Genomic DNA, 25281 nt, shown 5'->3' with positions numbered 1-25281 from the left:
GATTTGAAAAATCAGAATTTGGCCGTCGTTAAGCGCGCGCAGCATTGGCATCATGCGTGCGCTGCGCAGCCGGTCGGACCAACAAGGATTGGGTCAGGGTTGCACCGGTCTGACCCCGGACAGATCCGGGGCAATCCGTATCATCTGCGACAGGTTAGGTTTCAGTCCTGTGCTTTTACCGGAAATCATCCCAAGCGGAACGCTTGTCGCTGCGGCGAGTGCATCCTGAACGGGGATCCCAGCTTGTTCCGTCAGAACCCGCACCGCTTTTGTAAGGCACAAGTCTGCCCCGGCCAGAGTGCCGTCCTCCAAAGTCAGCCTGCCGTTTTCCCGCCGGATCCGGCGTCCTTCCAACTGAAACTCGGTCAGTGACGTTCCGGCGACCGCCATCGCATCGCTGACAAGGAAAATCCGCCCTGGTCCGCGCTTGGCGGCCCAGGCAATCCGTATCGTATCGGGATGAACGTGGATGCCATCCGCGATCAAGCCCGCCGATAGCGATCCGCAGGATAGCGCCGCGCCGACCAGTCCCGGTTCACGACTGCCGAGCTGGCTCATTGCATTGAATAGATGCGTTGCGCACTGCGCCCCGGCCCTTGAAAACGCCTGGCAGGTTTCAAAAGGCGCGTCCGTATGCCCCAGAGAAACGATGACCCCCGCGCGTTTCAACTCTTCAACCTGTTGCGGGGTTGTGCTTTCAGGTGCCAGCGTGACCATCAATGCAGGCAGGTGTTTTGCAGCGTCGATCAGAATTTCCAGATCGGTTTGCTGCATCGGGCGGATCAGGGCGGTATCATGTGCGCCCTTGCGTCGCACAGACAGGTGCGGACCTTCCAGATGCAGGCCCGCAATGCCGGGAACACCCGTCTGAACGGCCTTGATGGCGGCATCAATCGCGGCCCGGGTTTTCTCGGCCGTGTCCGTGATCAGGGTTGGCAGGATGCGAGTGGCACCCAGCGCGCGATGAGCGCTGGTGATTTGGGTCAGCGTGTGAACCGATGGATCGTCGTTGAACATCACGCCACCGCCGCCGTTGACCTGCAAGTCCGCATAGCCGGGGCTGAGGATGTCGCCATGCAGATCCTCGATCTGGTCATCCTGTGCGATCTGGGCCTCAGGTAGCAACGCATCCAGCACGCCGTTTCTGAACCGTGCGGCATATCCTTCACGCAATTCAGTGCCATCGAAGATCGGGCCGCCCGCAAAGGTAACAGTAGAGGGGGTCATACCGTTTCCGTCACTTTTTTCAGATGGCGTGGTGTGTCCGGGTCGATCCCGCGTTGTGTGGCCACCTTTTCCACCATTCCATAAAAAGCAGCGATTGTCGGTATCGGGTCCGTCATCCAATGCGACGTCCGGACATGGGGCAGTTCCGTGGCGTGTTTCACGCGGCCGGTTGTGGCGAAAACCACAGCGCCTTTGGACGCCAGTGCGTCCGCAACTTCGGCCAGATTGTCCTCTGCTGCATCTCCGGACGACAGGGCAAGCACGGGAAAGCCCTGATCCACGATGGAAACCGGGCCGTGCAGAACCTCGGCCGCCGAATAGCTTTCTGCGTGGATCTGGCAGGTTTCCTTGAATTTCAACGCGGCTTCGTTGGAGATTGCCAAAGACAGGCCCCGGCCCAAGGTAAACAAAGAACGCCCATCCACCGCGTCCGCCACGGCGCTCCAGTCGCAGGCGATTGCGGTCGACAAACTGTCCGGCAGCCCATGGATTGCGCGCAACAGGTGATCATCGCGCTTCACCTGCGCAATCAGCCACAGCCCGGCGACCAGAGACGTCACGAATGTCTTTGTCGCCGCCACGCTCAGTTCGGGGCCCGCGTGAATGGGCAGTGTTGCCGCAGCCGCCTCGGCCAGGGCAGAGGCAGGGTTGTTCGTGATCGCGACCGAGTAAGCCCCGCCGGATGTGAGCGACTGCGTTAGCTGCACGATATCCGGGCTCTGACCGGATTGTGAGACTGAGATGCAGATTGCATCCTCGCAACGCATGTCGACCCCGTAGATGGATTTCACCGACGGTCCGACCGAAGCCATCGGCAAACCAAGCAACAGTTCCGAGGCGTATTTCAGAAAGCTGCACGCATGATCCGAGGATCCGCGCGCCACCGAGATCAGGAACCGCGGGTCGCGGGCCCGGATCTCGTCGGCGCTTTGCGCGATCAATTCCGCGCCCTCGGTCAGAAGGCGGTCTACGGCGTCGGGAATCTCATCGATCTCGCGCCGCATCTGAGTGGTTGTGTCAGGCATTTTCCCAGGCTTTCAATTTGACAGGCGCAGTTCGGCCACAAAGTCATAGGCGTCACCGCGGTAGATCGAGCGGGTCAATTCAGCGACCCGCCCGCTTTGCAGATATGAGGTGCGTTGAATCCGAAGCCCGGCCGTACCTTCCGCAACATCCAGAAGCTCTGCCTCGGGCGGTTCGAGGTTGATGGCCGAGATTTTCTGGATCGCGCGCACCGGTCGCAGACCAGATTGTTCAAGAACAGAGTAAAGCGACCCCGTCACGTCGGTGGGGTTCGGCAGGATATCGAGCGGAAGGGCCGCTTTTTCCAACGCCATCGGGCGTCCTCCTGCCTCTCGCAGACGGTAGATACGCGCGACCTGTTCATTTGCCGACAAGCCCAATGCCATCATTTCTTCCGGGGACGGCAGGAAAACCCCGCGCTCCAGCCATGTAGAGGTCGTCTTGAGCCCGCGCCGCTCCATGTCTTCGGTGAACGATGTCAGATGGGACAGCGATTGTTCAACCTTCGCTACGGGTTCGCGAACAAACGACCCAGACCCCTGTCTTTGCTCGATTGCACCTTTGCGCACCAGCTCATGAATGGCCTTGCGTACGGTCACACGGGACAGGTCGGTGATCTCGGCGATTTCTCTTTCAGGGGGCAGCGAACTGTTGGGAGGCAGGATGCCGTCCTTGATCCCTTGTTCAAGGCGTTGACGGAGCTGTACATAGCGCGGGCCCGAGCTGTGCCCCAACCATCCTTCGGGCCGCAGGAAATCAGCTATGTTCATGTTCGATTTCCTCCAGATACGCCTGTGCCAATGCAAGTGCGCCGGACAGTGGATCGCCTGCGGGCTGGACCAGAGCAGATTGCATGTTCGCAGGCAGGTAGGGCGCGTAAAGGGGGCCAATTCCGCCGGTCAGACAAACGGGCAGGCCAACGTTCCAGCCCATTTTCTTCATCACGTCGATCAGATAGCCCGCACCGTCCTGCAGGATGGATCTGGCCAAGTCGTCCCCGCGATTGGAAATCTCGGTCACAAGCGGGGCGAGGGCGCCAAAGTCCGATGGCGTCATGTCAGCGGCGGCCCGTACAATTCCTGCGGCATCGCCAAATCGAGACAGCAGATCCTGCGCCAATGCTGAAGGGCCGGCCGTGCCGTCCGTGTGCTCCAGCGTCTTGGCCAGCGCCCGTTTGCCAACCCATTGCGCGGAAGCCTGATCGCCCAGAACAGGGCCCCACCCGCCGGCAAACTTCATCGTGCCACCCCTTTGCATTGCGACAAAAGAACCGGTACCGCAATGTGCGACAAACCCGTCCATGGCCCCCAATGCGCCGCGCAAAGCTGCTGCGCGATCATCTTCGATCCGGACGTGCCGAAATGGCAATGCCGTCGCAAGTTTCCGGGCAATTGCGTCACCTGTTATCCCGGCCAGGCCCAGATAGGCGGGCGCTTGCGCAAGCTCCTCGGGCGAACGGCCCGCCTGAACGGCCAGAGCTTCCAGACCGCGCTGCAGCTCGATGCAGGCGGCCTCGAAATCCGTGGACACGTTTGCTGCGCCGACTTCGACTCTGTGTGTTTTGCCATCAACAAAAGCGGCGACGCGGCAACGCGTTCCGCCCCCGTCGGCGGCCAGGAACATAGGTTTTGATGACTTTACCATATACAGACCTTTATAATACCTTTTACGTGTTTTGAAGTCCTAATTGCGACCAAAGCGGCGAATTTCATGCTATATCGGCCAAAAATATGGAAAAAAATAAATGGTAGACTAATGGTATTTAAAAGGTATGATATCGAGAGTTCTTGGGGGAGAATCACTTGATTACGCCGGCGACAGAACAATTGCATCAGGATGCGCATGGGCTTGATACCCGTCCGCTGGCCGAAGTTGCCGGCCTGCTGGCGCGGTCGCAGGTGTCAGCGGCAACGGCAGTGCTTGATGCGCTTGGCCCGATTTGCAGCGGGGCGACGGCCATGGCCCAGACGATCCGGTCGGGCGGCAAGCTTCGATATCTTGCGGCGGGGTCTTCCGGCCTCATGGCGGCCTCGGACGCGCTTGAGCTTGGCGGAACCTTTTCCATCCCGTCGCAGCAGATCCGCATTCATATGGCGGGTGGAATGCCGATCACGGCAGACATGCCGGGGGATGTAGAGGACGCTGTTGATGGGCTGGCGCAAGAGGTGTCGGATATGGTTGCCAACGATACGCTCATCGCGGTCTCGGCCAGCGGCACCACGCCTTATACCGTCGCTGCCGCAAAACTGGCGCGCGACCGGGGGACGCCCGTGATCGGGATTGCAAACAACGCGGGTTCGCAATTGTTACAACTGGCGGACCATGCCGTTCTGCTTGCGACCCCTCCGGAATTGATCTCGGGATCAACCCGGATGGGGGCCGGCACTGCGCAGAAAATAGCTCTCAACACGTTGTCGACGCTGATGGCCATCGAGCTTGGGCATATTCAGGACGGCATGATGATCAATCTGCGGGCGGACAATGACAAATTGCGGGCACGCGCCAACGGAATCGTGTGCCAGCTTACCGGCGTATCACCGGAACGTGCTGATGATGCCCTGAGGGCCGCGGATGGGAACCTGAAATGCGCGGCACTTGTCGCCGCAGGTGCCGCATCGGCAGAGGATGCACAAAAGCGACTGGCTGAAACGAATGGCCATCTGCGTCATGCGATGAACCGGCTGAATGAAAATAACGAACATAGCAACCTGGGAGAAACCAAATGAAACGCAAAGTTCTGAGCCTAGCTCTGATGAGCACGGCGCTGGTCACAAGCGCCTATGCGCAAGACGCCACGCTGACAATCGAAAGCTGGCGCAACGACGACCTCGCTCTCTGGCAGGAAAAGATCATCCCTGCTTTCGAGGCGGCCAATCCAGGTATCAAAGTTGTTTTCTCGCCTTCAGCCCCGGCGGAGTACAATGCGGTTCTGAATTCGAAACTGGAAGCCGGATCCGCCGGTGATCTGATCACCTGCCGCCCGTTCGATGCTTCTCTGGCGCTGTACGAAGCGGGCCATCTGACCGACCTGTCCGATTTGGATGCGATGGATAATTTCTCAGACGTAGCCAAATCGGCGTGGCAGACAGACGATGGGTCGGCCAGTTTTTGTGTTCCGATGGCATCGGTGATCCACGGATTTATCTACAACAAGGATGCGTTCAACGAACTGGGTCTGGAGGTTCCGACCACCGAGGCAGAATTCTTTGAGGTGTTGGACAAGATCAAGGAAGACGGCACCTATATTCCGATGGCAATGGGCACCAACGACCAGTGGGAAGCCGCAACGATGGGCTATAACAACATCGGCCCAAACTACTGGAAGGGCGAAGAAGGCCGTCTGGCCTTGATCAAGGGTGAACAGAAGCTGACCGACCCACAGTGGGTTGCACCTTATGCGACACTGGCCAAGTGGGGCGCGTATCTGGGCGACGGGTATGAGGCGCAGACCTATCCCGACAGCCAAAACCTGTTCACGCTGGGCCGCGCTGCGATCTATCCGGCAGGCAGCTGGGAAATCGCAGGTTTCAACACGCAGGCAGATTTTGAGATGGGCGCCTTCAAGCCGCCGGTCCAAAATGCCGGTGACACCTGCTATATCTCGGACCATACCGATATCGGCATCGGTCTGAACGCTGCCAGTGAAAACCAGGAGGCTGCCCGCACGTTCCTGGCCTGGGTCGCAAGCCCGGAATTCGCCAGCATTTTTGGCAATGCGGTTCCCGGTTTCTTCCCTCTGTCCAATACTCCGGTTGAACTGGAAGATCCCCTTGCCAAGGAAATCGTCGGATGGCGGGATGAGTGCGAGAGCACCATCCGTTCGACCTATCAGATCCTGTCACGTGGCACGCCCAACCTCGAAAACGAGACCTGGGGTGCGTCCGTTGCAGCCATCAAGGGCACCGAAAGCCCTGAGGCTTTGGGCAAGAAACTGCAAGACGGGCTGGCCAGCTGGTACGCACCGCATCAGTAAGACCTGAACCACTCTCACCGGACGCGGCCCGTCGCGTCCGGCACCTTTTCCCCGGAGATCCCCATGCAGACCCGCCGCATACGCTGGCACATCGCCGTTTTCCTTGCACCTGCGGTGCTAGTTTACACGGCGGTGATGATCCTGCCCTTGTTCAACACGCTCCGCCTTGCGCTGTTTACCGAAGTCGATCAGGCGCGTGTGTATGTGGGGTTGGAGAATTTCCGAACCTTGTTCCTTGATCCGCTCTGGTCCGAGCAATTCTGGAATGCGCTGGGCAACAACTTCTGGTTCTTCCTGATCCACATGCTGGTGCAGAACCCCATCGGCATCGCTTTGGCCGCGATCCTGTCACACCCGAGGCTGCGCTTTGCCGCACTGTACCGGTCGGCCATTTTCATTCCCACGATCCTGAGCTTCGTGATCGTGGGTTTTGCCTGGAAACTGATCCTGTCTCCGCTTTGGGGGATTGCGCCCTCGATGCTGGACGCGGTTGGCTTGAAATCCCTGTTCGCGCCTTGGCTGGGCAAGGAAGAATACGCGCTGACAACTCTGGCGCTTGTCTCGGTCTGGCAATTTGTCGGCATCCCGATGATGCTGATCTATGCGGCCCTTCTGTCGATCCCCGAAGAAATTCTTGAAGCCGGAGAGATCGACGGGATCACAGGAGCTTCGGCTTTCTGGAAAATAAAACTGCCGCTGATCCTGCCTTCGATCGGGATCATCTCGATCCTCACATTCGTGGGCAATTTTAACGCGTTTGACCTGATCTATGTCTCTCAAGGCGCGCTGGCGGGGCCGGATTTTTCGACCGACATCCTGGGCACTTTCATGTACCGCACGTTCTTTGGTTTCCAGCTGCAACTGGGTGATCCGTATATGGGGTCCGCCATTGCCGGCGCCATGTTCGCCATCATCCTTGTGGGTGTTTGCATTTACCTTTTCGGCATCCAGACCCGGATGCGCCGGTATCAGCTGTGAGGGCTCTGCAATGAACAAGGCACGCTCCAATCCACTGAACACCGCCGCAATGCATGGTGCGCTGATCCTTTACACTCTGATCGCGCTGTTCCCGGTTTTCGTGATCATCATCAACAGCTTCAAAACGCGCCGGGCCATCTTTCGCGAGCCGCTTGCCTTGCCTGATGCCGAAAGCTTTTCCTTGATCGGCTACCAGACGGTGATGAAGCAGGGGGATTTCTTTCTCTACTTTCAGAACTCGCTGATCGTCACCGTTGTTTCACTGGCCTTTATCCTGCTGTTCGGCGCCATGGCCGCCTTTGCCCTCAGCGAATACCGGTTCAAGGGCAACATGTTGATGGGCCTGTATCTGGCGCTTGGGATCATGATCCCGATCCGCATCGGCACCGTGGCGATCCTGGAGATGATGGTCGCCACAGGGCTTGTGAACACGCTCTGGGCCCTGATCTTCGTCTACACGGCACAGGGTTTGCCGCTGGCGGTGTTCATCCTGTCCGAGTTCATGCGCCAGGTCAGTGATGACCTGAAGAATGCAGGGCGCATCGATGGGCTTTCGGAATACACGATCTTTTTCCGGTTGGTGCTGCCTCTGGTCCGGCCCGCCATGGCGACCGTCGCCGTGTTCAACATGATCCCGATCTGGAACGATCTCTGGTTTCCCTTGATCCTGGCACCCGCTGAAGAGACCAAAACCCTGACGTTGGGCAGCCAGGTCTTCATCGGCCAGTTTGTGACCGACTGGAACGCGGTTCTGTCCGCGCTCAGCATGGCGATCCTGCCAGTTCTGGTGCTCTACGTCATCTTCTCGCGCCAGCTGATCCGTGGTATCACCTCAGGAGCTGTCAAATGACCCGGGTTCTGATCGCTGGTCTTGGCAACATGGGCCTGAGCCATGCCTTGGCCCATCATCGCCACCCCGACGCACGGATCGTGGGGCTGGTCAACCGCACAGGTCATGTAGACCATCCCGAACTGTCAGGCTATCCGGCCTATTCGGATTTTCAGGCGGCACTGGCCGAGACAAACCCAGATCTGGTCGTCGTCGCAACCTATTCCGACAGCCACGCAGACTTCGCCTGCGCCGCAATGGAAGCAGGTGCGCATGTCTTTGTTGAAAAACCACTGGCCACGACAGTTGCGGACGCCAGAAGCGTGGTCGCAAAAGCAGTGGAAACCGGCCGGAAACTGGTGATCGGATATATTCTGCGGCACCACCCGTCATGGATGCGACTGATCTCGGAGGCGCGCGATCTCGGCGGGCCGTATGTCTTTCGTCTGAACCTGAACCAGCAAAGCAGCGGGGTCGAATGGGAAACCCACAAGGCCTTGATGCAGACGACATCGCCTATCGTCGATTGCGGCGTGCATTACGTCGATGTGATGTGCCAGATCACCGATTCCGATCCCGTCCGCGTGCATGGCATGGGCCTGCGGCTGAGCGATGAGATTGCCGAAGACATGTATAACTACGGCCAATTTCAGGTGATCTTCGAAGACGGCTCGGTCGGCTGGTACGAGGCTGGCTGGGGCCCGATGATGTCCGAGACTGCCTTTTTCGTGAAAGATATCGTGTCCCCCAACGGATCGGTATCAATCGCCGATGGCAACAAGGGCGCATCCGCGGATATTGACGGCCACACCAAGGTTGGCGGTCTTCTGGTCCACCGTCCTGACGGCGACCGGACAATCGAAATGCCGAATGAGCCCGGCCATCAGGAACTCTGCGACGCTGAACAGGCCTATATGCTGCGCGCCATCGCCGAAGATTTCGATCTGACCCGCCACATGAACGACGCCGTGCAATCGCTGGCCATCTGCCTGGCCGCTGATGAAAGCATCCGTACCGGCCAACCCATTTCGCTGAAAGAGGCACGCACATGACCGCCCTGACGCTGCAAAACGTGAACAAATCCTTCGGCACCGTCGAGGTTCTGAAAGACATCAATATCGAGGTGGAAGACGGCGAATTCGTCGTCTTCGTCGGCCCCTCGGGGTGTGGCAAGTCCACCCTTTTGCGTGTCATCGCGGGGCTCGAGGATGTGACGTCGGGCGAAGTGCGCATCGGCGGAGAGCTCATGAACCTCACCCCGCCCTCGAAACGCGGTATCGCGATGGTGTTCCAGAGTTACGCTCTCTACCCCCACTTGAACGTGCGCAAGAACATGTCATTGGCGCTGAAACAGGAGGGCCAGAGCAGGCAGGTCATCGACGAGCGTGTCGAAAGGGCAAGCAAGATGCTGAACCTCGAACCTTACCTTGACCGGTATCCTTCCGAACTGTCCGGTGGACAGCGCCAGCGCGTCGCCATCGGTCGTGCCATCGTCCGGGAACCAAAGCTGTTCCTGTTCGACGAGCCTCTGTCCAATCTCGATGCGGCTCTGCGTATGAATACAAGGTTGGAAATTGCGAACCTGCACCGGCAGCTTGACGCTTCGATGATCTATGTGACCCACGACCAGACCGAGGCAATGACTCTTGCCGATAAAATCGTCGTTCTGCGCGACGGGTGTGTGGAACAGGTCGGCAGCCCGATGGAGCTTTACAACAATCCCGCCAACCAGTTCGTGGCCGGTTTTCTTGGGGCGCCGTCGATGAATTTCTTTCCTGCCAGCATGATCGGCGAAAGCGCAGACATTACAACGGGTATCCGGCCGGAAGACCTGTTTTTGTCTGACGACGGTCCGGTGGTCGCAAACGTCACCCATGTCGAGCATTTGGGCGGTGACACCAACGTGATTGCTATGATGCAGGATCACCAGATCACCGCGCGCCTGTTTGGGCAGCATCAGGTTGAAGCCGGTCAGAGCATCCGATTTGGATATTCTCCTGGCAGGGTCTATCGCTTCGACGCACAGGGTGCGCGTCTCGCGTGACAGTCACTGACGCAGGGCTCTGGGGGCCGAAGTCAGCCGACTTTTCCATGCAGCGCCGCCTAAACACCACCGGCTATTCTGGTGTTTCGGGTGAACATGACCGGCCCGGATGATGAGGCCGCGCGGAAATCAGCGGCGCGACCCGCCAAAGCGCGATAGAACTGGCGCAATCCGGGTTCGATATCTGCGGCAAGTTGTTCGCAATGCTGACACATGCGCACGATGTCGCCCTGAGGTTTTCGGGTTCTCAATGCTGCAATCAACTTACCGTGCCGAGCAACGAGTTCCTGGAACGCGTCGGTCTTCCGCAAAGCGGAATCTCCAACCAGAACAAAAACGGGCTCTGGGTTGGCTTTGCCTTTCAGGTCAACTTGGCCTGCCTGCAAAAATGCCAGGTCATCTCGCCCGGCTTGATACGCCGCGTCTGAAACGACAATGTCATACTCGACCGTTCGACAGCATTGTTCGATCCGTGCCGAAACATTCACGACGTCTCCAATAACCGTATAGTTGAACCGTTTTTGCGATCCGATGTTGCCGACGCAGGCCTGCCCCGTGGCGATTCCGGTTGCCAGCGCTATCGGCTTTCGGTTCCGCATGATCTCGGATGCATTGAACTGTGCCAAGGCACGCCGCATCCTGAGCGCGGCAAGCCCTGCGCGGCACGGGTGGTCCGCAACAGGCAAAGGCGCGTTCCAGAAGGCCATGATGGCGTCACCGATGAACTTGTCGATCGTACCACGCTCATGCAGGATCTGATCTCCGAGCTTAGAAAACAGCGCGTTCAGCAAGGATACAAGTTCCGTTGCCGACGCGGACTCGGACAGAGCGGTAAATCCCCGGATATCCGAAAACATCACGGTGATTTCCTGACTTTTTCCGCCCAATTGCAGCTGGTGGCCCGAATTCTCCATTTCATCAAGGATCTCCGGGGCCACGTAATGCGAAAAGACTTTTCGAATCTGGCGCTTTTCGCGCTCGGTCGAAACAAAAAGATACCCCGCCAGCAGACCGAAATTTGCGATGCCTCCAATCAGGGGGAAGGTGGCATCGAACAGGATGGATTGGTTTTGAAAAACCAGCCAACTGATGGCAAGAACGGCTGCGGCGGCTATGCCACCGGCGATGAAGGATGCGATGGCACCAAAGCTGGACATGACGGCAATCACCACAAGCCCCAGAAACGCAAAGGCAAGCAGTTCCTGTGCTGCGGTTATGTCAGACCGGCTGAGCATTTCCCCGGTCAGAGTCTGCTCGATCATTTGGGCATGAATTGAAACACCGGGGACGCTTTCGCCAAGTGCCGTCTGGTGAATATCGAACAAACCGGCAGCGGAAGTTCCGATCAGGATAATTCTTCCTTCGATTTCAGATCGCAGCCCAGGGTCTTCAGTACCTTCCAGAACATCCTTGGCTGAAATGTAAAGGTCGGGGCTGTCCCGCCGGTACTTCAGCCAAAGCTCGCCATTCTCGGTTGTCGGCAAACGGTATCCGGCGATTTCGACGGCCAGCATGATGCCAGCCTCGTCAGGCGCGCCTTCCACAAAAATGCTGGTCTCACCCAGAGCGACCCTGAGTGCTTCGACGGCAAGGCTTGGCAGCGGACCGTCCGGACCGTTCCAAAGAACCGGTGCACGTCTTACGATGCCGGTCCCACCGATGGGCGAGACATTGACCCCGCCGACACCCGCCGCCGCCCGATCCAATGGTGGCGCGATCGGCGTCCAATGCGGAACCGAGATCAGCCCCTCGGCGGGGCTTTCCCCGAATTCAATGATTCCGGCCTTGGCCGCAATGGGTTCACCTTTGGCTGACAATCGCGCGGCCACGCCCAGCACCACGGGCCAGTAGGCCATTTCCATTCCAAGCAAGACATCGTTGTCCAGCTTTTCGGCATGGCGTTCCACAGTCAGTACGCCCGCCAGCGATGGATCATTCAGAAGGCGAGACGGCGAATACCGGTCAGGTTCGGCAAACAGCATGTCGAACGCAATCGTCGCGGCGCCGTAGTCACCCAGATTTTGAACCAACTGCGCAACCAAAGTGCGGGGCCAGGGCCATTGTCCAAAGCTGGCAAGCGAAGCTTCATCAATATCCACGACGCGCACGGGGAGTTCGGGATTGAACTCCCGCGGGGATAATCTTTGCAAAACGTCGAAATAGATCAGGCGCGTCATTCGAACCGGGTACGGATCCCACGCCCGGATGAAGCAACCCAAAAGGATCAGCCCCAGCCCCACGAGGCGGAAGGCCCATCGCCCGTTCCTGGATTTCCGCACCTTGTCGCTCACACCATCCTCCAGACAAATGGAACTGGAACTGCGTGTTAAACAGCAATTCCCGAGCAATTACGGATCAGTTTCTTCCCGCTCTGGTTCGTCCCGTTCGGGCTCCTCAGGTTCCGGTTCGTCCCGTTCGGGTTCCTCATGTTCAGGTTCTTCCTGCTCCGGTTCTTCTCTGTCGGGCTCTTCCTGCTCAGGTTCTTCGCGTTCGGGTTCCGCAGGGTCCGGTTCTTCTCTTGCCGGTTCATTGTTCGCGGAAGGCGAAGGTCCAGTGACCGTATTCTGCGCTTCACGTTGCTGAGGAGGGTCTCTACGGGCTTCCGACCGGTCTGTCTCGATGCGCCGTATGGGCGCTCCATCACCTGAGCACCCTTCAACGCGTACCTGCAAAGGGGGCAGCAGCCCTTCCTGAGACTGAACGAATGGAAACCCGCTTTTCAGCGCTTGTTCGTATTGCGCCTGATCGGCAGGCCGTCCAACTCCTCCGTCTCCGCTTGTTGCGAACATGCTGCATTGACGCCCCGAAGACCTGCACGCGCCCTGACTGCCGCACATGCGGACCGTACCTTGCAGGACAAGCATCGCGCTTTGCTTTTCCGACACGATCCACATGTCGAAGGTGGTGCCGCGCACGGCCATTGTCGCCGACGGAGTCCTGATCGAGTATGCTTTCTTTCGGCTTTTTCCGGAAATAAACCGAAAACTGCCACCCAAGGCCTGAACGGCAAAGCTCTTGGCTTTGCGGTTACTTCGCAGCATGGACACATCCAGCACCATGCGTGCGTTGGGGCCGATGGCAATCTTGGTGTCATCCACAAAAACGATTTGGATTACGCCAGTCTGATCCGTGCTGAGCGCGTCGCCGGACGCAACCTCCATTCCTGAATAAATGGGTTGTGCTTTTCCCGCGCGAACAACTTGGGCGCCTTGTTTGACGCTAATAATTTTTCCGATGTTGGCGATGGTCTGCGACGGTATGGCCGCGACAACGCAAAGAACCATTACAATCTTTAACAACGACAAACTCGAACCCTTTCCCCCAATGGGCTTTCAAGCACGGAAACCGCGCTGTGCTCGACGCTTGCCTCTCGAAAAGCATGTTATTATTCATATGCATTAAAAATGTAGACAAATATGCATTATTTTTCGCGCTTTTAGCAAGAATTAAGTGAAAACGACGTTCCAAATCCGCTTTGGGGGCGCTTCTGTGCAGCCTTAATCGGGCGCAGTTTCGAACCTTTTGTTGCGGCTTAAGCACCTGTTTGGAAAAAGTGCGACTTTTCAAATTAGATCCGACATCAACTTGCTGGTTGTCCAGATGCGCTGAGCAGCATTGTGTGCAGTTGAAATTCTGATTGCGCAGCGTATGTCTTGCCGTGAACGTACGTATATCAACACGCGCTGACGACCCTTTTACTTTGCCACCCTTCGCGGCTCTTTAATGTGACATGTCCCTCGGGTAGAAACGCAGATGGGCAAGCTGACGGTCGCTGCCCGATTGTTCCAGCGCTGCAACACGGAGTCTGTTCATGCTGTTTCGTCGCATTATGGTCGCGGCCATGTTTTCTGGCTGTTTGCTGTCCACAGCGCCTGCACAATCCGATTCTGCTGCACGGCTCTTTGTGGAGCTGAACTCGGCCGAGAATGTCGCCAACGCGTGCAGGTTGACGTTTCTGGTCAAGAATGAAACCGGGCAGCCAATCGACGGTGCCGTGTTCGAAACCGTCATTTTCGACACCGAAGGTGGTGTTTTGAACCTTTCACTTTTCGACTTTCGTGACTTGCCCGCCGACCGGCCCCGGGTGCGCCAGTTCGACCTTCCCAACAGAACATGTGACACAGTTGGACAAGCCTTGATCAACGGCGCGAACTCCTGCGTCGTGGATGGTTCCGAAAGTGACATATGCGACAGCACCCTCACGCTCAGCAGTAGGGTGGAAATGGAGTTGTTGGGATGAGTCCTGTAGCCGCACTACGTGAGATATTTGACCTCGGCGGGCCGGTGGTGGCGATATTGATCGCCATGTCGGTTTTGACGCTGGCCGTCACCCTCTACAAACTCTGGCAATTTGCAGCCTGCGGTGTCGGGCGGCACAAGGTGCTGTCTGAAGCTCTGGCAGCCTGGGACGCAGGAGATCACAGTGCCGCGCGCGCAAGGCTGGCGGACAGCAGCAGCTATCTTGCCCCTATTGTGGGCGCGGCGATGAACGCATCTGGTGTTCCGGGGGCCGATGACCGGCTGGATGCCGAAGCGGGTTTGGCGCTTGCCGGGCTGGAACGTGGTTTTCGTTTGCTGGACACCGTGGCGCAGCTGGCGCCTTTGCTGGGTCTTTTTGGTACGGTTCTGGGTATGATCAGTGCTTTCCAAAGCTTGCAAACCGCTGGATCATCGGTTGATCCGTCTCTTTTGGCCGGCGGGATCTGGGTGGCCCTGATCACCACGGCCGTTGGTCTGGCCGTTGCGATGCCAACGTCGATGGTTTTGTCCTGGCTTGAAAGCCGAACCGCACGCGAGCGTGTTTTTGCGGACAAGGCTTTGCGTACGGTTCTGGTTCCCGGTCATTCCATCCAAAGTACAGAGGCAGCGGCACAGGCCCCGGTCGCCCCAGAACATGCGTAACACTGCGCCTTTTGTGCGGCGGCGCATGTCGATGACACCCCTTATCGACGTGATCTTTCTGCTGTTGCTGTTTTTCATGCTGTCCTCAACGTTTTCGCGGTTCAGCGAGATCGAGTTGAGCAGCGCCGCCACAGGCGGGAATGCCGACGCAACGCCGCCCGAACGCCTTTTCGTGCAACTTGGCCCCACACGTGTTGTCCTGAACGGTCAACCCCTGTCGCTTGAGGAATTGTTCGATCAGGTCCAAGCCGGTCAGGTGCTGGTGAGCCTTGATCCGGAGACAACTGCGCAACGTCTTGTGGACCTGCTTGTCCCATTGCGTGGGCGCGAAGGTTTGACGGTCAGGGTGTTGGAGTGAGGCAATGATCCGTTACATCCGACCCGGTCGAAATCGTGATTCCACCATTCCGCTGATCAACGTCGTCTTTCTGATCCTGATCTTTTTTCTGATTACGGGTACGATTGCACCGCCATTGGATCCCGATCTGGATCTGGTGAATACAGCGGACCTTGACGGCCGCGAGCCGCCGGATGCGCTTGTTCTTCATCGGGACGGGACGTTGAGCTTTCGCGGCAATCCGATCGAGGCGGAAGCTTTCATGGCCGCGCATGACTCGGGGCCTGTGCGGATCGTTCCGGACAGGAATGCGTCGGCCTCTCGATTGATGGAGATCACCAGCAGTTTGCGCCGGTTGGGTGCGCCAACCGTTTTTCTGGTGACCGAACAGGCCCTAGAATGATCAGGCGGTCCATTTCTGTTGCAATCATTGCAATTTCGATTTCCGTACTGGTGCATCTGATCGGCCTGATTGTCACGGTGCCAGAGTTGTCAGATCCGGCTTCCGGGGAACCCGGTACCGACACAATCGAACTCAGCAACGCGTTCGAAGAGTTGGCCGATACCAGGATCGAACCCGTACCGCCCGCTCCGAATGAACCGCCAACCCCTCCGGTGGAACCGCCAACCCAGCCGCAGGAGGCAGAAGTTCCGACAAGTGATGCCCGCGTGGCCTCGCCGAATCCGCAAGAGACGTTCACGCCCGACACCGGGGATTCAACGATTATCCAGCCGAGGGCGCCGGATGAGATTGTCGTGGACCCTGTAGACCAGAACCTGGAGGACGAAGGCGAAGCCGCCGAAGCCGAAGGCGCTGCGTCGGCAAGGCCTGAAGCGTTGGCCGAAACACCCGAGGTGCCTAAGGAAGAGGCGGTCGATCCGGTTGAGCCTTCTTCTGCCGAAGAACCGGTGTCCGAGGAACAACAACAGATCGCCGCGTTACCAGTCGAGGTGGCTCCGGTTGTTCCGGAAAACACGTCCCCACTTGAACCTGTGATACCGGAAGAAGCGTCAGAACCTCTGGATGAAGACGCCGAATTGACCGTACCCGATGCAAGCGTGGACGGATCCGAACAGGCCGTAGCCACGTCATTGCGGCCTCGCCTTCCAGACCGACGCCCGCAACCCACCCTGCGGGGTGCGTTGGATCCGTCAAGCAACTTTGACGCTCTGAGATTTCCGGAACAGACGATTGAATCACCGCTGGCGACGTATCAAAGAGAGGGTGTCGACGCCTTCCGACAAAACCGGGGCGGCACACGTTCAGGCGGGCGGGGGCCGGGAAATTCAGACACCACGAACTATGCAGGTCAGGTTCTTGTTCATCTGAACAGGGCGCCAATCGTTTACGTTGCCGGTCGTGGCTATGCGCGTGTTTTTTTTCAGATTGACCCGGATGGTTCATTGGCCTGGGTTGATGTCGTCGAAAGCTCTGGCTCGCCGGAAATAGAGCGCGCAGCCAAAGAACAGGTTCGAACCGCCGCACCTTTCCCGCGCCCGCCTGGAGGCGTCAGCCGGAAGCTTTCATTTTACTATCAGATAAGATGATCCGACGGGTCTTGTCAGGTGAACATGATTAGCGATCACCCTAAGGGCTTTCGCCGAATTCCCTGATTGCGCGGGTTTGCAGCTCTGAGATTAAGAATACCCTTTGGCCGATAGAATGTGATATAAGAAAATGGGAATATAATAATGGCGCGATGAAATTCGCCCTCATAGCTAAGTATTCCTGAACTGGGAGGTCACTTTGTTTCGGAAATCTGCTTGCATAATCTCACTCATATTGGTCCCTGCTGTTGTTGGTGCCGACGCCGTACCCAGCGAAGATGCCGCCGAGGGATTGTTTTCTGATCAGCCCTATTCCCCTTACGCCCAACGCACATTTCCTGAACGTCCATTATGGGGGGACACTCACCTTCACACCGGGCTTTCGCTGGATGCGGGTGCTTTCGGGAACACCTTGCTGCCGGATGAGGCGTGGCGTTTCGCCAAGGGTGAGCAGGTCATTTCTTCAACGGGTCAGCCTGTAAGACTGTCACGACCATTGGATTGGATGGTTCTCACGGATCACACGGATCTGATGGGGTTCGCGCCGGATTTGCAGGCTGGCAAGCCGGGCGTTCTTTCTGATCCCAAAGGACTGGAGTGGTACAAGGGGTACAAGGCCGGCGGGGAAGAAGCCGGTAAAGCGGCTTTCGACATCATCACCAATTTTTCTCAAATGACACTGCCGGAAATCCTGTTGGAATCGTACAGCCCCGGTGCCGATGCATTTGCCTTTACCTGGGAAAGCATCGTTCTGGCGGCAGAGCGGCACAATGACCCCGGCACCTTTACCGCTTTCATCGGCTTTGAATGGACCTCGGTACCGAAAGGGTTCAACTTGCACCGTAATGTCATGCTGCGCGATGGGCCAATCAGGGCGCTTCAAATGGTGCCGCCGGTCACGCAGCCGCCTTACGGTGATACGGATCCAAAGGCGCTTTATGCCTGGCTTGAAGAGTATCAGGAAAAAACGGGGGGGCGTGCAGTTGCCTTTGCCCATAACGGGAACCTGTCGAATGGGTGGATGTTCCCAACCGAAGACACCTATCACGGCGGCAAGGTTGACGAGGAATATGTCGCGGCCCGCGCAAAATGGGAGCCCCATTACGAAGTCACCCAGATCAAGGGTGACGGTGAAGCGCATCCTTTCCTGAGCCCGGATGATGAATTTGCCGATTACGAGAACTGGGACGTCGGCAATCTGGACATAACCGAGTTGAAAACCGATGACATGCTGGCCGGAGAATACGCACGAGAGGCATTGAAACGCGGATTGATGCTGGAAGAAAAGTTTGGCGTGAACCCCTATAAATTCGGCATGGGGGGTGCGACGGACAGCCATACCTCTCTGGCCACGGCCGAAGAAGACAACTTCTTTGGAAAATCCGTCAGCGTCGAGCCCTCAGCCTCGCGTATCAAGCATCCGTTCATAGCCAATGACCTTGGTGAAATTCCCGGCGACCTGCTTGTCGCCTCCGGATACACGGCTGTCTGGGCTACTGAGAATACACGCGCGGCGATCTTTGACGCGTTCAAGCGCCGGGAAACCTATGCAACGACCGGGCCAAGGATCGGCCTGCGGTTCTTTGGCGGATGGGGTTTCAGTGAAGCTGATGTTGAAACCCGTTTTCTGGCCAATGTTGGCTATACCAAAGGGGTGCCAATGGGTTCGGACCTGCGCCCGCGCGAGGGTGAGGCTGCGCCAAGCTTCCTGATCGCCGCTCTGCGCGACCCGGTTGGTGCCAATCTTGACCGTGTTCAAGTGATAAAGGGATGGCTCGATTCTGAAGGTGCCTTGCAGGAAAAGGTCTACGACGTCGCATGGTCGGATAACCGCGAGGTCGATCAAAACGGCAAAGTCCCTGCGGTTGGAAACACTGTGGACGTGGATACTGCCAGCTGGACCAACACAATCGGAACGGCCGAACTTGTCACCGTATGGTCAGACCCGGATTTCGATCCGAATGCGCGCGCATTTTACTACGTCCGCGCCATCGAAATTCCAACGCCGCGTTGGATCCTGTATGACAAGTTGAGATATGGCATCGAATTGCCCGAGGATGCAGTGCTTACGCATCAGGAACGCGCCTATTCGTCCCCGATCTGGTACACCCCGGCAGAGTGATCCGTTCTGCGATTGGAACACAAGCCGAGTTAATGACCTTACCTCGGTGCGTCCTCCGCGTTACTGTAACACGCGGAGGGCATCATCATGCAAAAACCCGACCCGATGACGCCAACATCTGAACAAACAATCTGGCCACGTTTCACGCAGGAGGCTTGATGCGAGTACTGAAAGAACCTCTGCTCCATTTTTTTTTGATAGGAGCGGCAATTTTTGTTTGGTTCCATATTGTAGCGCCGGAAAGCGAGAACGTTGAATATCTTGAGAAAATAACACTCGACCAGGATGACGTTGCGCTTTTGTCCGCTCGTTTCGAAGCGCAGTGGAAACGCCCTCCAAGCGATGCGGAACTGAAGGCTTTGGTCGACGCATCCATTCGTGAAGAGGTTCTGGTCCGGGAGGCAAGACAACTTGGTCTGGATCGCGGAGATCCCTTGATAAGGACCCGGCTGAGCCAAAAAATGGATTATCTGACCGAAGCCATTGCCACTTCCATCGTTCCGAATGACGAAGATCTGGAGGTTTTTCTTCAGGAAAACGCGGAACGCTATGCAACGCCTGTCATGGTGGCTTTTAATCAGGCCTTTCTTGGAGAGGAGCCCGGAGAGGCCGAAATCGAGAAAGCCCTGGCCACCCTGCGCGCCAAGCAAGACATCTCCGATCTGGGCGGTTCGACCTTGCTGCCGGCATCAATGCCTTTGTCCGCGACGCGGGTTGTCGAGTCGGTCTTTGGAGGAGGGTTTTCGCATAGCATAACAGAGGTCGAAAAAGGTCAGTGGACGGGTCCGATCCGGTCAGGTTACGGTATCCACCTTGTCGAGGTCGTTGCGGTCGAGCCCAGCCGAACACCGCCACTTGCTGAAATTCACAATACGGTGCTGCGGGACTGGCGCCGCGCGATGAGTGAAGATCTGGCGCAAGCGCAATATCAGTCTCTGGCCGAAAAATACGAGATTGTGGCCCCCGATCTTTCAGGCCCGGCTAAATGAGAGCTTTGATCTGCTTCCTGTTTGCGCTGCTGTTTGTGTGGCCTGCAAATTTCGCTGCTGCGCACGCGCTTGATCCGGGATTTCTGGAAATTCGTCAGATTGCCTCTGACACCTGGAGCGTTCATTGGCGAAAGCCCGACGTGAATGGCCAACCGATGGCGATTGACGCAGTTTTGCCAGATGGCTGCACTCCGGCGCGTGGCCCGGATCCCATTTCCGACGGTCGAGGGTGGGTTTCGTCCTGGGTCGTCGAATGCCAGGCGGGTATCGCGGGCCAACCCATTGCCATTGAGGGCCTTGAGACTCAGAGAAACGACGTGCTGGCGCGTGTGCATCCCCAGGATGCGCAACCTACTACGTTTCGTTTTACACCGGATATCAATGTTCAAATCATACCTTCTGAACAGTCGACATGGTCAGTGTTTGCCGCATATTCCCAGTTGGGATTTGAACACATACTGGAAGGTTGGGATCACCTTTTGTTTGTCTTTGCGCTGTTTGTTCTGGTCCGCGATCCATGGAAACTTGTCGGAGCCGTAACAGCGTTCACACTTGCGCATTCAATAACCTTGGCGCTGGCAACGATGGGCGTTTTGAATGTTCCCGGACCACCAGTCGAGGCCGTTATCGCATTGTCCATCGTTTTTCTGGCGATGGAGATCGTCAAAGGTGGCGAAGGACGGTTCCGGCTTTCAAAACAGAAACCCTGGATCGTTTGCTTCGGGTTCGGGCTTTTGCACGGCCTAGGTTTTGCAGGGGCCTTGGCTGATATCGGGTTGCCCCCTAACGATATTCCCGCGGCATTGCTGGCCTTCAACCTCGGTGTCGAAGCCGGGCAGCTGAGTTTTATTGCTGCCTTGGCTCTTTTGATGGCGACCTGGCGGCTGATCGCGTTTCCGGTTGGCAAACATGCCACGGTCTTGACCGCGTATGGGATCGGCTCAGTGTCAATGTACTGGCTGATAGAACGCATAAGCGGTTTTTGAACCGCGGCGAAGTCGCGAGAGTTGAGCAAGATTTTGTGGATCATGACGGCGCATGTGCATGAAATGGAATCCGGCCCGAGCCTGACCTGCTGAGCTTTTGCGCGGTTTCGATTTTGCTTCCATGAAAGGCCATGGTCACAAACAGCACAAAGCCAAGTGTTTTCAATCGACAGTGGCCGATGGCAATTCGCCGAAACACTTTTTGTAATCTTGTGAGAACTGCCCGATATGCCAAAAGCCATATCGGTTTGCGGCGTCAGAAATTGACAGATCTTTGCCTTGTTCTGCAAGCAGGCTGCGAACCCTGTTAAGGCGGAGCCTTGTGTAATAGGCCTTTGGGCCGATACCGAATTTTTCGTTGAACGCGCGTTCCAATGTGCGCAATGACACACTGATATCCCCGCAGATCTCGCTGATGGGGACGTTTTCGTCCGGGGTCGCCGTCATCCGATCAATGGCCGCAGCAAGTGCCAGGGCTTTTCGGTTTATCCGCGGTTCCCTGCGACCCGCCCCGCCCCCCAAAGCGATCCGCAGTATCTCTTCGATCAAATGGGTTTCGCCCTGTTCTGACGAATTTGGGTTCGCCAACAAAGTCTGAATGTCGTTCAAAAGCGCAGCCGAGCGATCAGGTGGCGTTGCAGGTAACAAAAATGCCCGGAATTCCGTATCAGAAACTGCGATCCCCAGCTTCTCGCCTATTTTCATCGCATTCTCAGTTTCAACGGTCATCGTATATCCGCCGAACCCGCTGTCGCTGATACAGTCGAACTCATCGCCGCTGCCGAAGGACAGAAACGGTGGCGTTTCGATGCTGGTACCGTTCCAGTCCGTCAGTCTTGAATGGGTAGGGATGCCAAATGTGATGTGCCCCTTCGGAGACGCGCCGATCTGGTGCACACGCCGCGAGAAACCAAACTTCATAACGGAAATAAGCGGGCCGGATCTAACCTTGAAATCAGCCTGCATTTCGCCGTCTTCGATCTGACGGAAATCCATATCCCATTTGGATATTGCGGCGATCTGGTTCGGATCACGGAAAGTGGCCGCAAAAAACCGGGGCGCTTCGGGCGGGGCCAAGTCTAGTTTTGTCGATTTTTTGATGCGGTGCAAAATATCTCCCCTGTAGTTTGCATGAAAAGCTTAGTCGAAACATAGGAATATGTTCAAATGAAATTGCCCGATCCGCTTGCCGCGCCCAAACGTGGTCGCCCTCCGCTTCCGAAAGCAGAAGTGCGGTCGGAACGGATCGTGACCCTTCTTACACCCTCACAGCGTCACAGGCTTACGCGTCTTGCGGATTTAACCGGTCAGACACTTTCCAGTGTCGCCCACGATCTTATCGCACAGGGTCTGGAGCGAGAAGAAAACCCAAGGAAAAAGGAAACCTAAAGAAATGGATCTCAAGTTGTTTTTGCTGGGTTCTCTGGCGATCAGCGCACCTGCCTACGCGCAGGATGCACCCATTGCGCATGATTCCGAGTTTTATATCCTTCAGGCCCAGAACAAGGATGCCTGGGAACAGGACGATACAGCCGTTGATCAGGCTCTCGCGGCATTTCGAGACGAGAACGGTGGCAACCCCCCGAACATCATCAGTATTCTGGTCGATGACATCGGTTTTGGGGATATGGGTATCCCAGAATTGAACGCGGTACGCGGCATCAGTACCCCAAACATCAACGATTTTTCTGACGAAGCGATGCGCATGGTGCGCATGTATACAGAGCCATCCTGCACCCCGACACGTGTGGCCCAGACGACCGGTCGTCTGCCGGTTCGGATCGGAATGGGTGATACGACCGTCGACATCGCCGGTTTCGGTCTGCCCGGAGAGGAAGTGACGCTTGCCGAGGTTCTGAAGGCCGAAGGATATGCAACCTCGCATGTCGGGAAGTGGCACATGGGTGACATTGCCGAGAGCTGGGCAATGAACCAGGGGTTCGACTATGCGCAGCACGCCGTTCATCAACAGGGTCAGCTGACGATTTTCAATGACGATGCAATCCGCGAGCAGGTTTCTGTTGGTATCGCAGATTTCGTCGACGATTACACGATCGACGACTGGTTCCGCCCCGATGCATCGGCCATGGCCACGGTGATCGAAGGAAATGCCGGCGGACCTGTTCGTGAGATCCGAATGGAGCCGGGTGAGCGTTGGAACGCAGCCAAATATGATGAGATGAACCAAGCTTTTCAGGACAAAACCCTGAGTGAACTGGAACGCTTGGCCGGCGGTACTGAGCCTTTCTTCCTACAGTATTGGCCGATGATCCCGCTGGACAACACGCGGGCCGGGCGTGACGGGCCGGAAAGCGTCAATGGAGGTCTGTACGCCGACAAACTGCAAGAGCTGGATACGTATTTGGGCGAAATCTTCACGCGCATGGACGAGCTTGGCGTGACAGATAAGACGATTGTCGTGTTGATGGGCGACAACGGCCATTTCACCAAGTATTCACCGGCATCCGGTTTTACGCCAATGGTCTTTCGCGGAGGCAAAGGCGATACGACCGAAGGCGGGGTTCGCGTGGACGCTTTCATAAGGTGGCCGGGTCTGATTGAACCAGACAGCATGATCAACAACATTATTCATGTGTCTGATCTTTATACGACGCTGGCTCGTTTCGGCGGCGCGGTTCAGCATATTCCCCGAGACCGGTTGATTGATGGCGTGGATCAATCTGCCTCGATCCTGTTTCAAGATGAAAGCAAAGGTCGGCGTGATCACGTGATCATCTATTCGGTGAGTACCCCAAAGGCGGTCGTCAAGGACAAGCTGAAGCTCAACCTTCCCGGGCCGGGTCAAAACGCGATCATTGCAGATTTCTTTGATGTGATGCGCGACACCCACGAAAAATACCCGGTTTCGACCGAAGTTGGTGCTTGGGGCGGGCAGGAGTTCGTCCGCATACTGGGACGCCACATGGCGAGAAAAGAGCTGTTCCCCGATACAGGCCCGGCCACAGGAATGCCGTATGAAGGAATTGAAAACCTGCGGCCGGAAACGCAACAGGCAGTCGAGGCTTTCATGGTCAAACGATCTTCGGCGCAACAATGAAACAAGGCCGCGCGCGTCAACAGAAATGCGCGGCCGCGAAATCGACACGCAAATAGGGCAAGCGTTGGCGTACTTCTTGGCCGCATCCGAAACCAATCTTGCGCCCCGCTGGTATCAGCAGCTCTGCGCAATGGAGTAAACATATGCTTATTGTCTTAGGTCTCTATTTCGGAGTGATCTGGGTGGTGTTTTCCAAGCTGGGGCTGCTTCCATGGAACCGGTTCTGGAAATCTGTCGTCTATGGGGGTGCCGCAATCATTGCTCTGGTTGTAATCGGTGCCCTCAACCACACCACACCGACAGGGCCTGTTTCGGTGCAAGGCGTTGCCACCAACATTGCCCCCAATGTGTCAGGTACTGTTGTTGACGTTGCGGTTCGCCCCAATGAGCGGGTTGCGAAAGGGGATCCGCTGTTCCGGATTGACGATACACCCTTTCGGATCGAAGTCGCCCGGCTGACAGCCAGTCTTGAAACTGCGCGTTCTGCGGCAGATCAGTTACAGTCCGATCTGGCAGCGGCGGAAGCCGACATTGAATCCCTCACCGCGCAATTGACCTTTGGCGTCCAGCGCCGTGACGACATTGTCGATCTTGAGAAGCGGGGGGCATCGACGACCTTCCAGTTGCAGGAAGCTGTGTCTGCCATCGATCAATTGTCCGCAAGCCTGCGCGCGGCCGAGGCGCGCAAAGCCGGTCTGGAGCGGCGGATTGCCGCCAAGATCGACGGTATTGATGCCGGCGTGGTCGAGGCTGAGCAGGCTTTGGCGCAGGCGCTTTGGAAGCTGGAACAAACAGTCGTGCGCGCGCCGGAAGACGGCTTTGTCACCGCCGTTTCTCTGCGTCCCGGAAATCGTGTATCTATCGCACAGGGGGCGATCTCTTTTGTTGTCCCCGATGACCGCCATCTGATCGCAAGTTTGCCCCAATCAAGTCGCATGAACGTTTCCGTCGGCGACCAGATCCGCCTTGCGCTGCGAATCCAGCCGGGCGGCGAATTACCAGGGACCGTCATATCGTTGCCCGTAGGAACGGCAGAGGGCGTTGTTGACTCGCGCACGGGCCTTCCTTCACTGCGCGATCTGGCTGGCGTGTCCAGCTATCCGGTGCTAATCGAAGTTCCGGACCAGATCAATATCGAAGATTTTCCATTCGGGACTTCCGGCACTGCGCTGGTGGTTACGGACAAGGCGGGCGCAATCGGTGTGTTGGCGGAAATCCTGTTCTGGATCACCAAAAAGCTGAATTACATCTGAAACATTGGAGGG

Annotated in this window: 24 protein-coding genes; 17 read left to right on the top strand and 7 right to left on the bottom strand. The window is 57.0% G+C overall.

What is annotated here, in order from left to right; genetic code table 11:
- Positions 1 to 93: 93 nt before the first annotated feature.
- From nagA to GS611_RS13425, 4 genes are read right to left on the bottom strand one after another with little or no spacing between them, the layout of a single operon-like run.
- A complete protein-coding gene (gene nagA / locus GS611_RS13440; RefSeq protein WP_171636422.1) occupies positions 94 to 1227 on the bottom strand; it encodes an N-acetylglucosamine-6-phosphate deacetylase in 1134 nt (377 codons plus the stop codon).
- A complete protein-coding gene (locus tag GS611_RS13435) occupies positions 1224 to 2252 on the bottom strand; it encodes an SIS domain-containing protein (RefSeq protein WP_171636420.1) in 1029 nt (342 codons plus the stop codon). Before GS611_RS13435 ends, nagA begins: the two co-directional genes overlap by 4 nt.
- Positions 2253 to 2264: 12 nt before the next feature.
- Entirely contained in the window at positions 2265 to 3020 is a 756-nt protein-coding gene (locus tag GS611_RS13430; protein WP_171636418.1) for a GntR family transcriptional regulator, read from the bottom strand.
- Positions 3007 to 3894 (bottom strand): BadF/BadG/BcrA/BcrD ATPase family protein, encoded by an 888-nt coding sequence (locus GS611_RS13425; RefSeq protein ID WP_171636416.1) that lies wholly within the window; start codon positions 3892 to 3894, stop codon positions 3007 to 3009. The genes GS611_RS13430 and GS611_RS13425 overlap by 14 nt, the downstream gene beginning before the upstream one ends.
- 158 nt (positions 3895 to 4052) lie before the next feature.
- On the opposite strand from GS611_RS13425, the gene GS611_RS13420 reads away from it, so the two are divergent.
- From GS611_RS13420 to GS611_RS13395, 6 genes are all read left to right on the top strand, one after another.
- Positions 4053 to 4976, top strand: a complete 924-nt coding sequence (locus GS611_RS13420; RefSeq protein WP_171636414.1) for an N-acetylmuramic acid 6-phosphate etherase — start codon at positions 4053 to 4055, stop codon at positions 4974 to 4976.
- Positions 4973 to 6223 carry an ABC transporter substrate-binding protein gene (locus GS611_RS13415; RefSeq protein WP_171636412.1) on the top strand — a complete coding sequence of 417 codons (1251 nt, stop codon included), beginning with the start codon at positions 4973 to 4975 and terminating at the stop codon, positions 6221 to 6223. The genes GS611_RS13420 and GS611_RS13415 overlap by 4 nt, the downstream gene beginning before the upstream one ends.
- Positions 6224 to 6286: 63 nt before the next feature.
- Positions 6287 to 7201: a carbohydrate ABC transporter permease gene (locus tag GS611_RS13410; RefSeq protein ID WP_171118044.1), complete on the top strand. Its 915-nt coding sequence runs from the start codon at positions 6287 to 6289 to the stop codon at positions 7199 to 7201.
- Positions 7202 to 7211: 10 nt separating this feature from the next.
- Positions 7212 to 8051, top strand: coding sequence for a carbohydrate ABC transporter permease (locus tag GS611_RS13405; RefSeq protein ID WP_171229417.1), 840 nt, complete (start codon positions 7212 to 7214; stop codon positions 8049 to 8051).
- Positions 8048 to 9082, top strand: coding sequence for a Gfo/Idh/MocA family protein (locus GS611_RS13400; protein ID WP_171636410.1), 1035 nt, complete (start codon positions 8048 to 8050; stop codon positions 9080 to 9082). The genes GS611_RS13405 and GS611_RS13400 overlap by 4 nt, the downstream gene beginning before the upstream one ends.
- Positions 9079 to 10074: an ABC transporter ATP-binding protein gene (locus tag GS611_RS13395; protein ID WP_171636408.1), complete on the top strand. Its 996-nt coding sequence runs from the start codon at positions 9079 to 9081 to the stop codon at positions 10072 to 10074. Before GS611_RS13400 ends, GS611_RS13395 begins: the two co-directional genes overlap by 4 nt.
- Before the next feature lie 59 nt (positions 10075 to 10133).
- Here the strand turns inward: GS611_RS13395 and GS611_RS13390 are convergent, their stop codons facing one another.
- On the bottom strand, positions 10134 to 12365 hold the full coding sequence (locus GS611_RS13390; protein ID WP_348539747.1) for an adenylate/guanylate cyclase domain-containing protein: 2232 nt from the start codon (positions 12363 to 12365) through the stop codon (positions 10134 to 10136).
- A 57-nt stretch (positions 12366 to 12422) separates the two neighbouring features.
- A complete protein-coding gene (locus GS611_RS13385; protein WP_253285047.1) occupies positions 12423 to 13373 on the bottom strand; it encodes a FecR domain-containing protein in 951 nt (316 codons plus the stop codon).
- A 512-nt stretch (positions 13374 to 13885) separates the two neighbouring features.
- Here GS611_RS13385 and GS611_RS13380 point away from each other — a divergent pair.
- The 8 genes from GS611_RS13380 (at position 13886) to GS611_RS13345 (ending at position 20958) form a co-directional block, all read left to right on the top strand.
- A complete protein-coding gene (locus GS611_RS13380) occupies positions 13886 to 14314 on the top strand; it encodes a hypothetical protein (RefSeq protein ID WP_171636406.1) in 429 nt (142 codons plus the stop codon).
- Positions 14311 to 14976 carry a MotA/TolQ/ExbB proton channel family protein gene (locus GS611_RS13375; protein WP_171636404.1) on the top strand — a complete coding sequence of 222 codons (666 nt, stop codon included), beginning with the start codon at positions 14311 to 14313 and terminating at the stop codon, positions 14974 to 14976. The genes GS611_RS13380 and GS611_RS13375 overlap by 4 nt, the downstream gene beginning before the upstream one ends.
- Before the next feature lie 31 nt (positions 14977 to 15007).
- Positions 15008 to 15334 carry a biopolymer transporter ExbD gene (locus tag GS611_RS13370; protein WP_171636402.1) on the top strand — a complete coding sequence of 109 codons (327 nt, stop codon included), beginning with the start codon at positions 15008 to 15010 and terminating at the stop codon, positions 15332 to 15334.
- Positions 15335 to 15338: 4 nt separating this feature from the next.
- Entirely contained in the window at positions 15339 to 15716 is a 378-nt protein-coding gene (locus tag GS611_RS13365) for a biopolymer transporter ExbD (protein ID WP_152460515.1), read from the top strand.
- On the top strand, positions 15713 to 16861 hold the full coding sequence (locus GS611_RS13360) for an energy transducer TonB (protein ID WP_171636400.1): 1149 nt from the start codon (positions 15713 to 15715) through the stop codon (positions 16859 to 16861). The genes GS611_RS13365 and GS611_RS13360 overlap by 4 nt, the downstream gene beginning before the upstream one ends.
- A 199-nt stretch (positions 16862 to 17060) precedes the next feature.
- Positions 17061 to 18983, top strand: coding sequence for a DUF3604 domain-containing protein (locus tag GS611_RS13355; RefSeq protein ID WP_171636398.1), 1923 nt, complete (start codon positions 17061 to 17063; stop codon positions 18981 to 18983).
- Between the two features lie 158 nt (positions 18984 to 19141).
- Complete coding sequence (locus GS611_RS13350) at positions 19142 to 19972, top strand: peptidyl-prolyl cis-trans isomerase (protein ID WP_171636396.1); 831 nt, start codon at positions 19142 to 19144, stop codon at positions 19970 to 19972.
- Positions 19969 to 20958, top strand: a complete 990-nt coding sequence (locus GS611_RS13345) for a HupE/UreJ family protein (protein ID WP_171636394.1) — start codon at positions 19969 to 19971, stop codon at positions 20956 to 20958. The genes GS611_RS13350 and GS611_RS13345 overlap by 4 nt, the downstream gene beginning before the upstream one ends.
- A gap of 162 nt (positions 20959 to 21120) precedes the next feature.
- Here the strand turns inward: GS611_RS13345 and GS611_RS13340 are convergent, their stop codons facing one another.
- Complete coding sequence (locus GS611_RS13340) at positions 21121 to 22068, bottom strand: helix-turn-helix domain-containing protein (RefSeq protein ID WP_171636392.1); 948 nt, start codon at positions 22066 to 22068, stop codon at positions 21121 to 21123.
- A 57-nt stretch (positions 22069 to 22125) separates the two neighbouring features.
- On the opposite strand from GS611_RS13340, the gene GS611_RS13335 reads away from it, so the two are divergent.
- The 3 genes from GS611_RS13335 to GS611_RS13325 all read left to right on the top strand — a co-directional run bounded on the left by GS611_RS13335 (position 22126) and on the right by GS611_RS13325 (position 25269).
- The gene (locus GS611_RS13335; protein WP_152460509.1) at positions 22126 to 22347 is read left to right on the top strand and encodes a hypothetical protein; all 222 of its coding nucleotides are present in this window, start codon (positions 22126 to 22128) and stop codon (positions 22345 to 22347) included.
- A gap of 4 nt (positions 22348 to 22351) precedes the next feature.
- Positions 22352 to 24016: a sulfatase-like hydrolase/transferase gene (locus GS611_RS13330; RefSeq protein WP_171636390.1), complete on the top strand. Its 1665-nt coding sequence runs from the start codon at positions 22352 to 22354 to the stop codon at positions 24014 to 24016.
- Positions 24017 to 24159: 143 nt separating this feature from the next.
- Complete coding sequence (locus GS611_RS13325) at positions 24160 to 25269, top strand: HlyD family secretion protein (RefSeq protein WP_171636388.1); 1110 nt, start codon at positions 24160 to 24162, stop codon at positions 25267 to 25269.
- Positions 25270 to 25281: the final 12 nt, after the last annotated feature.

It is taken from the genome of Ruegeria sp. HKCCD6119 (genome assembly GCF_013110585.1).
GTDB lineage: Bacteria > Pseudomonadota > Alphaproteobacteria > Rhodobacterales > Rhodobacteraceae > Ruegeria.
The sequence above is the reverse complement of the archived record's forward strand: the minus strand, read 5'-3'. Positions and strand labels throughout refer to the sequence as shown.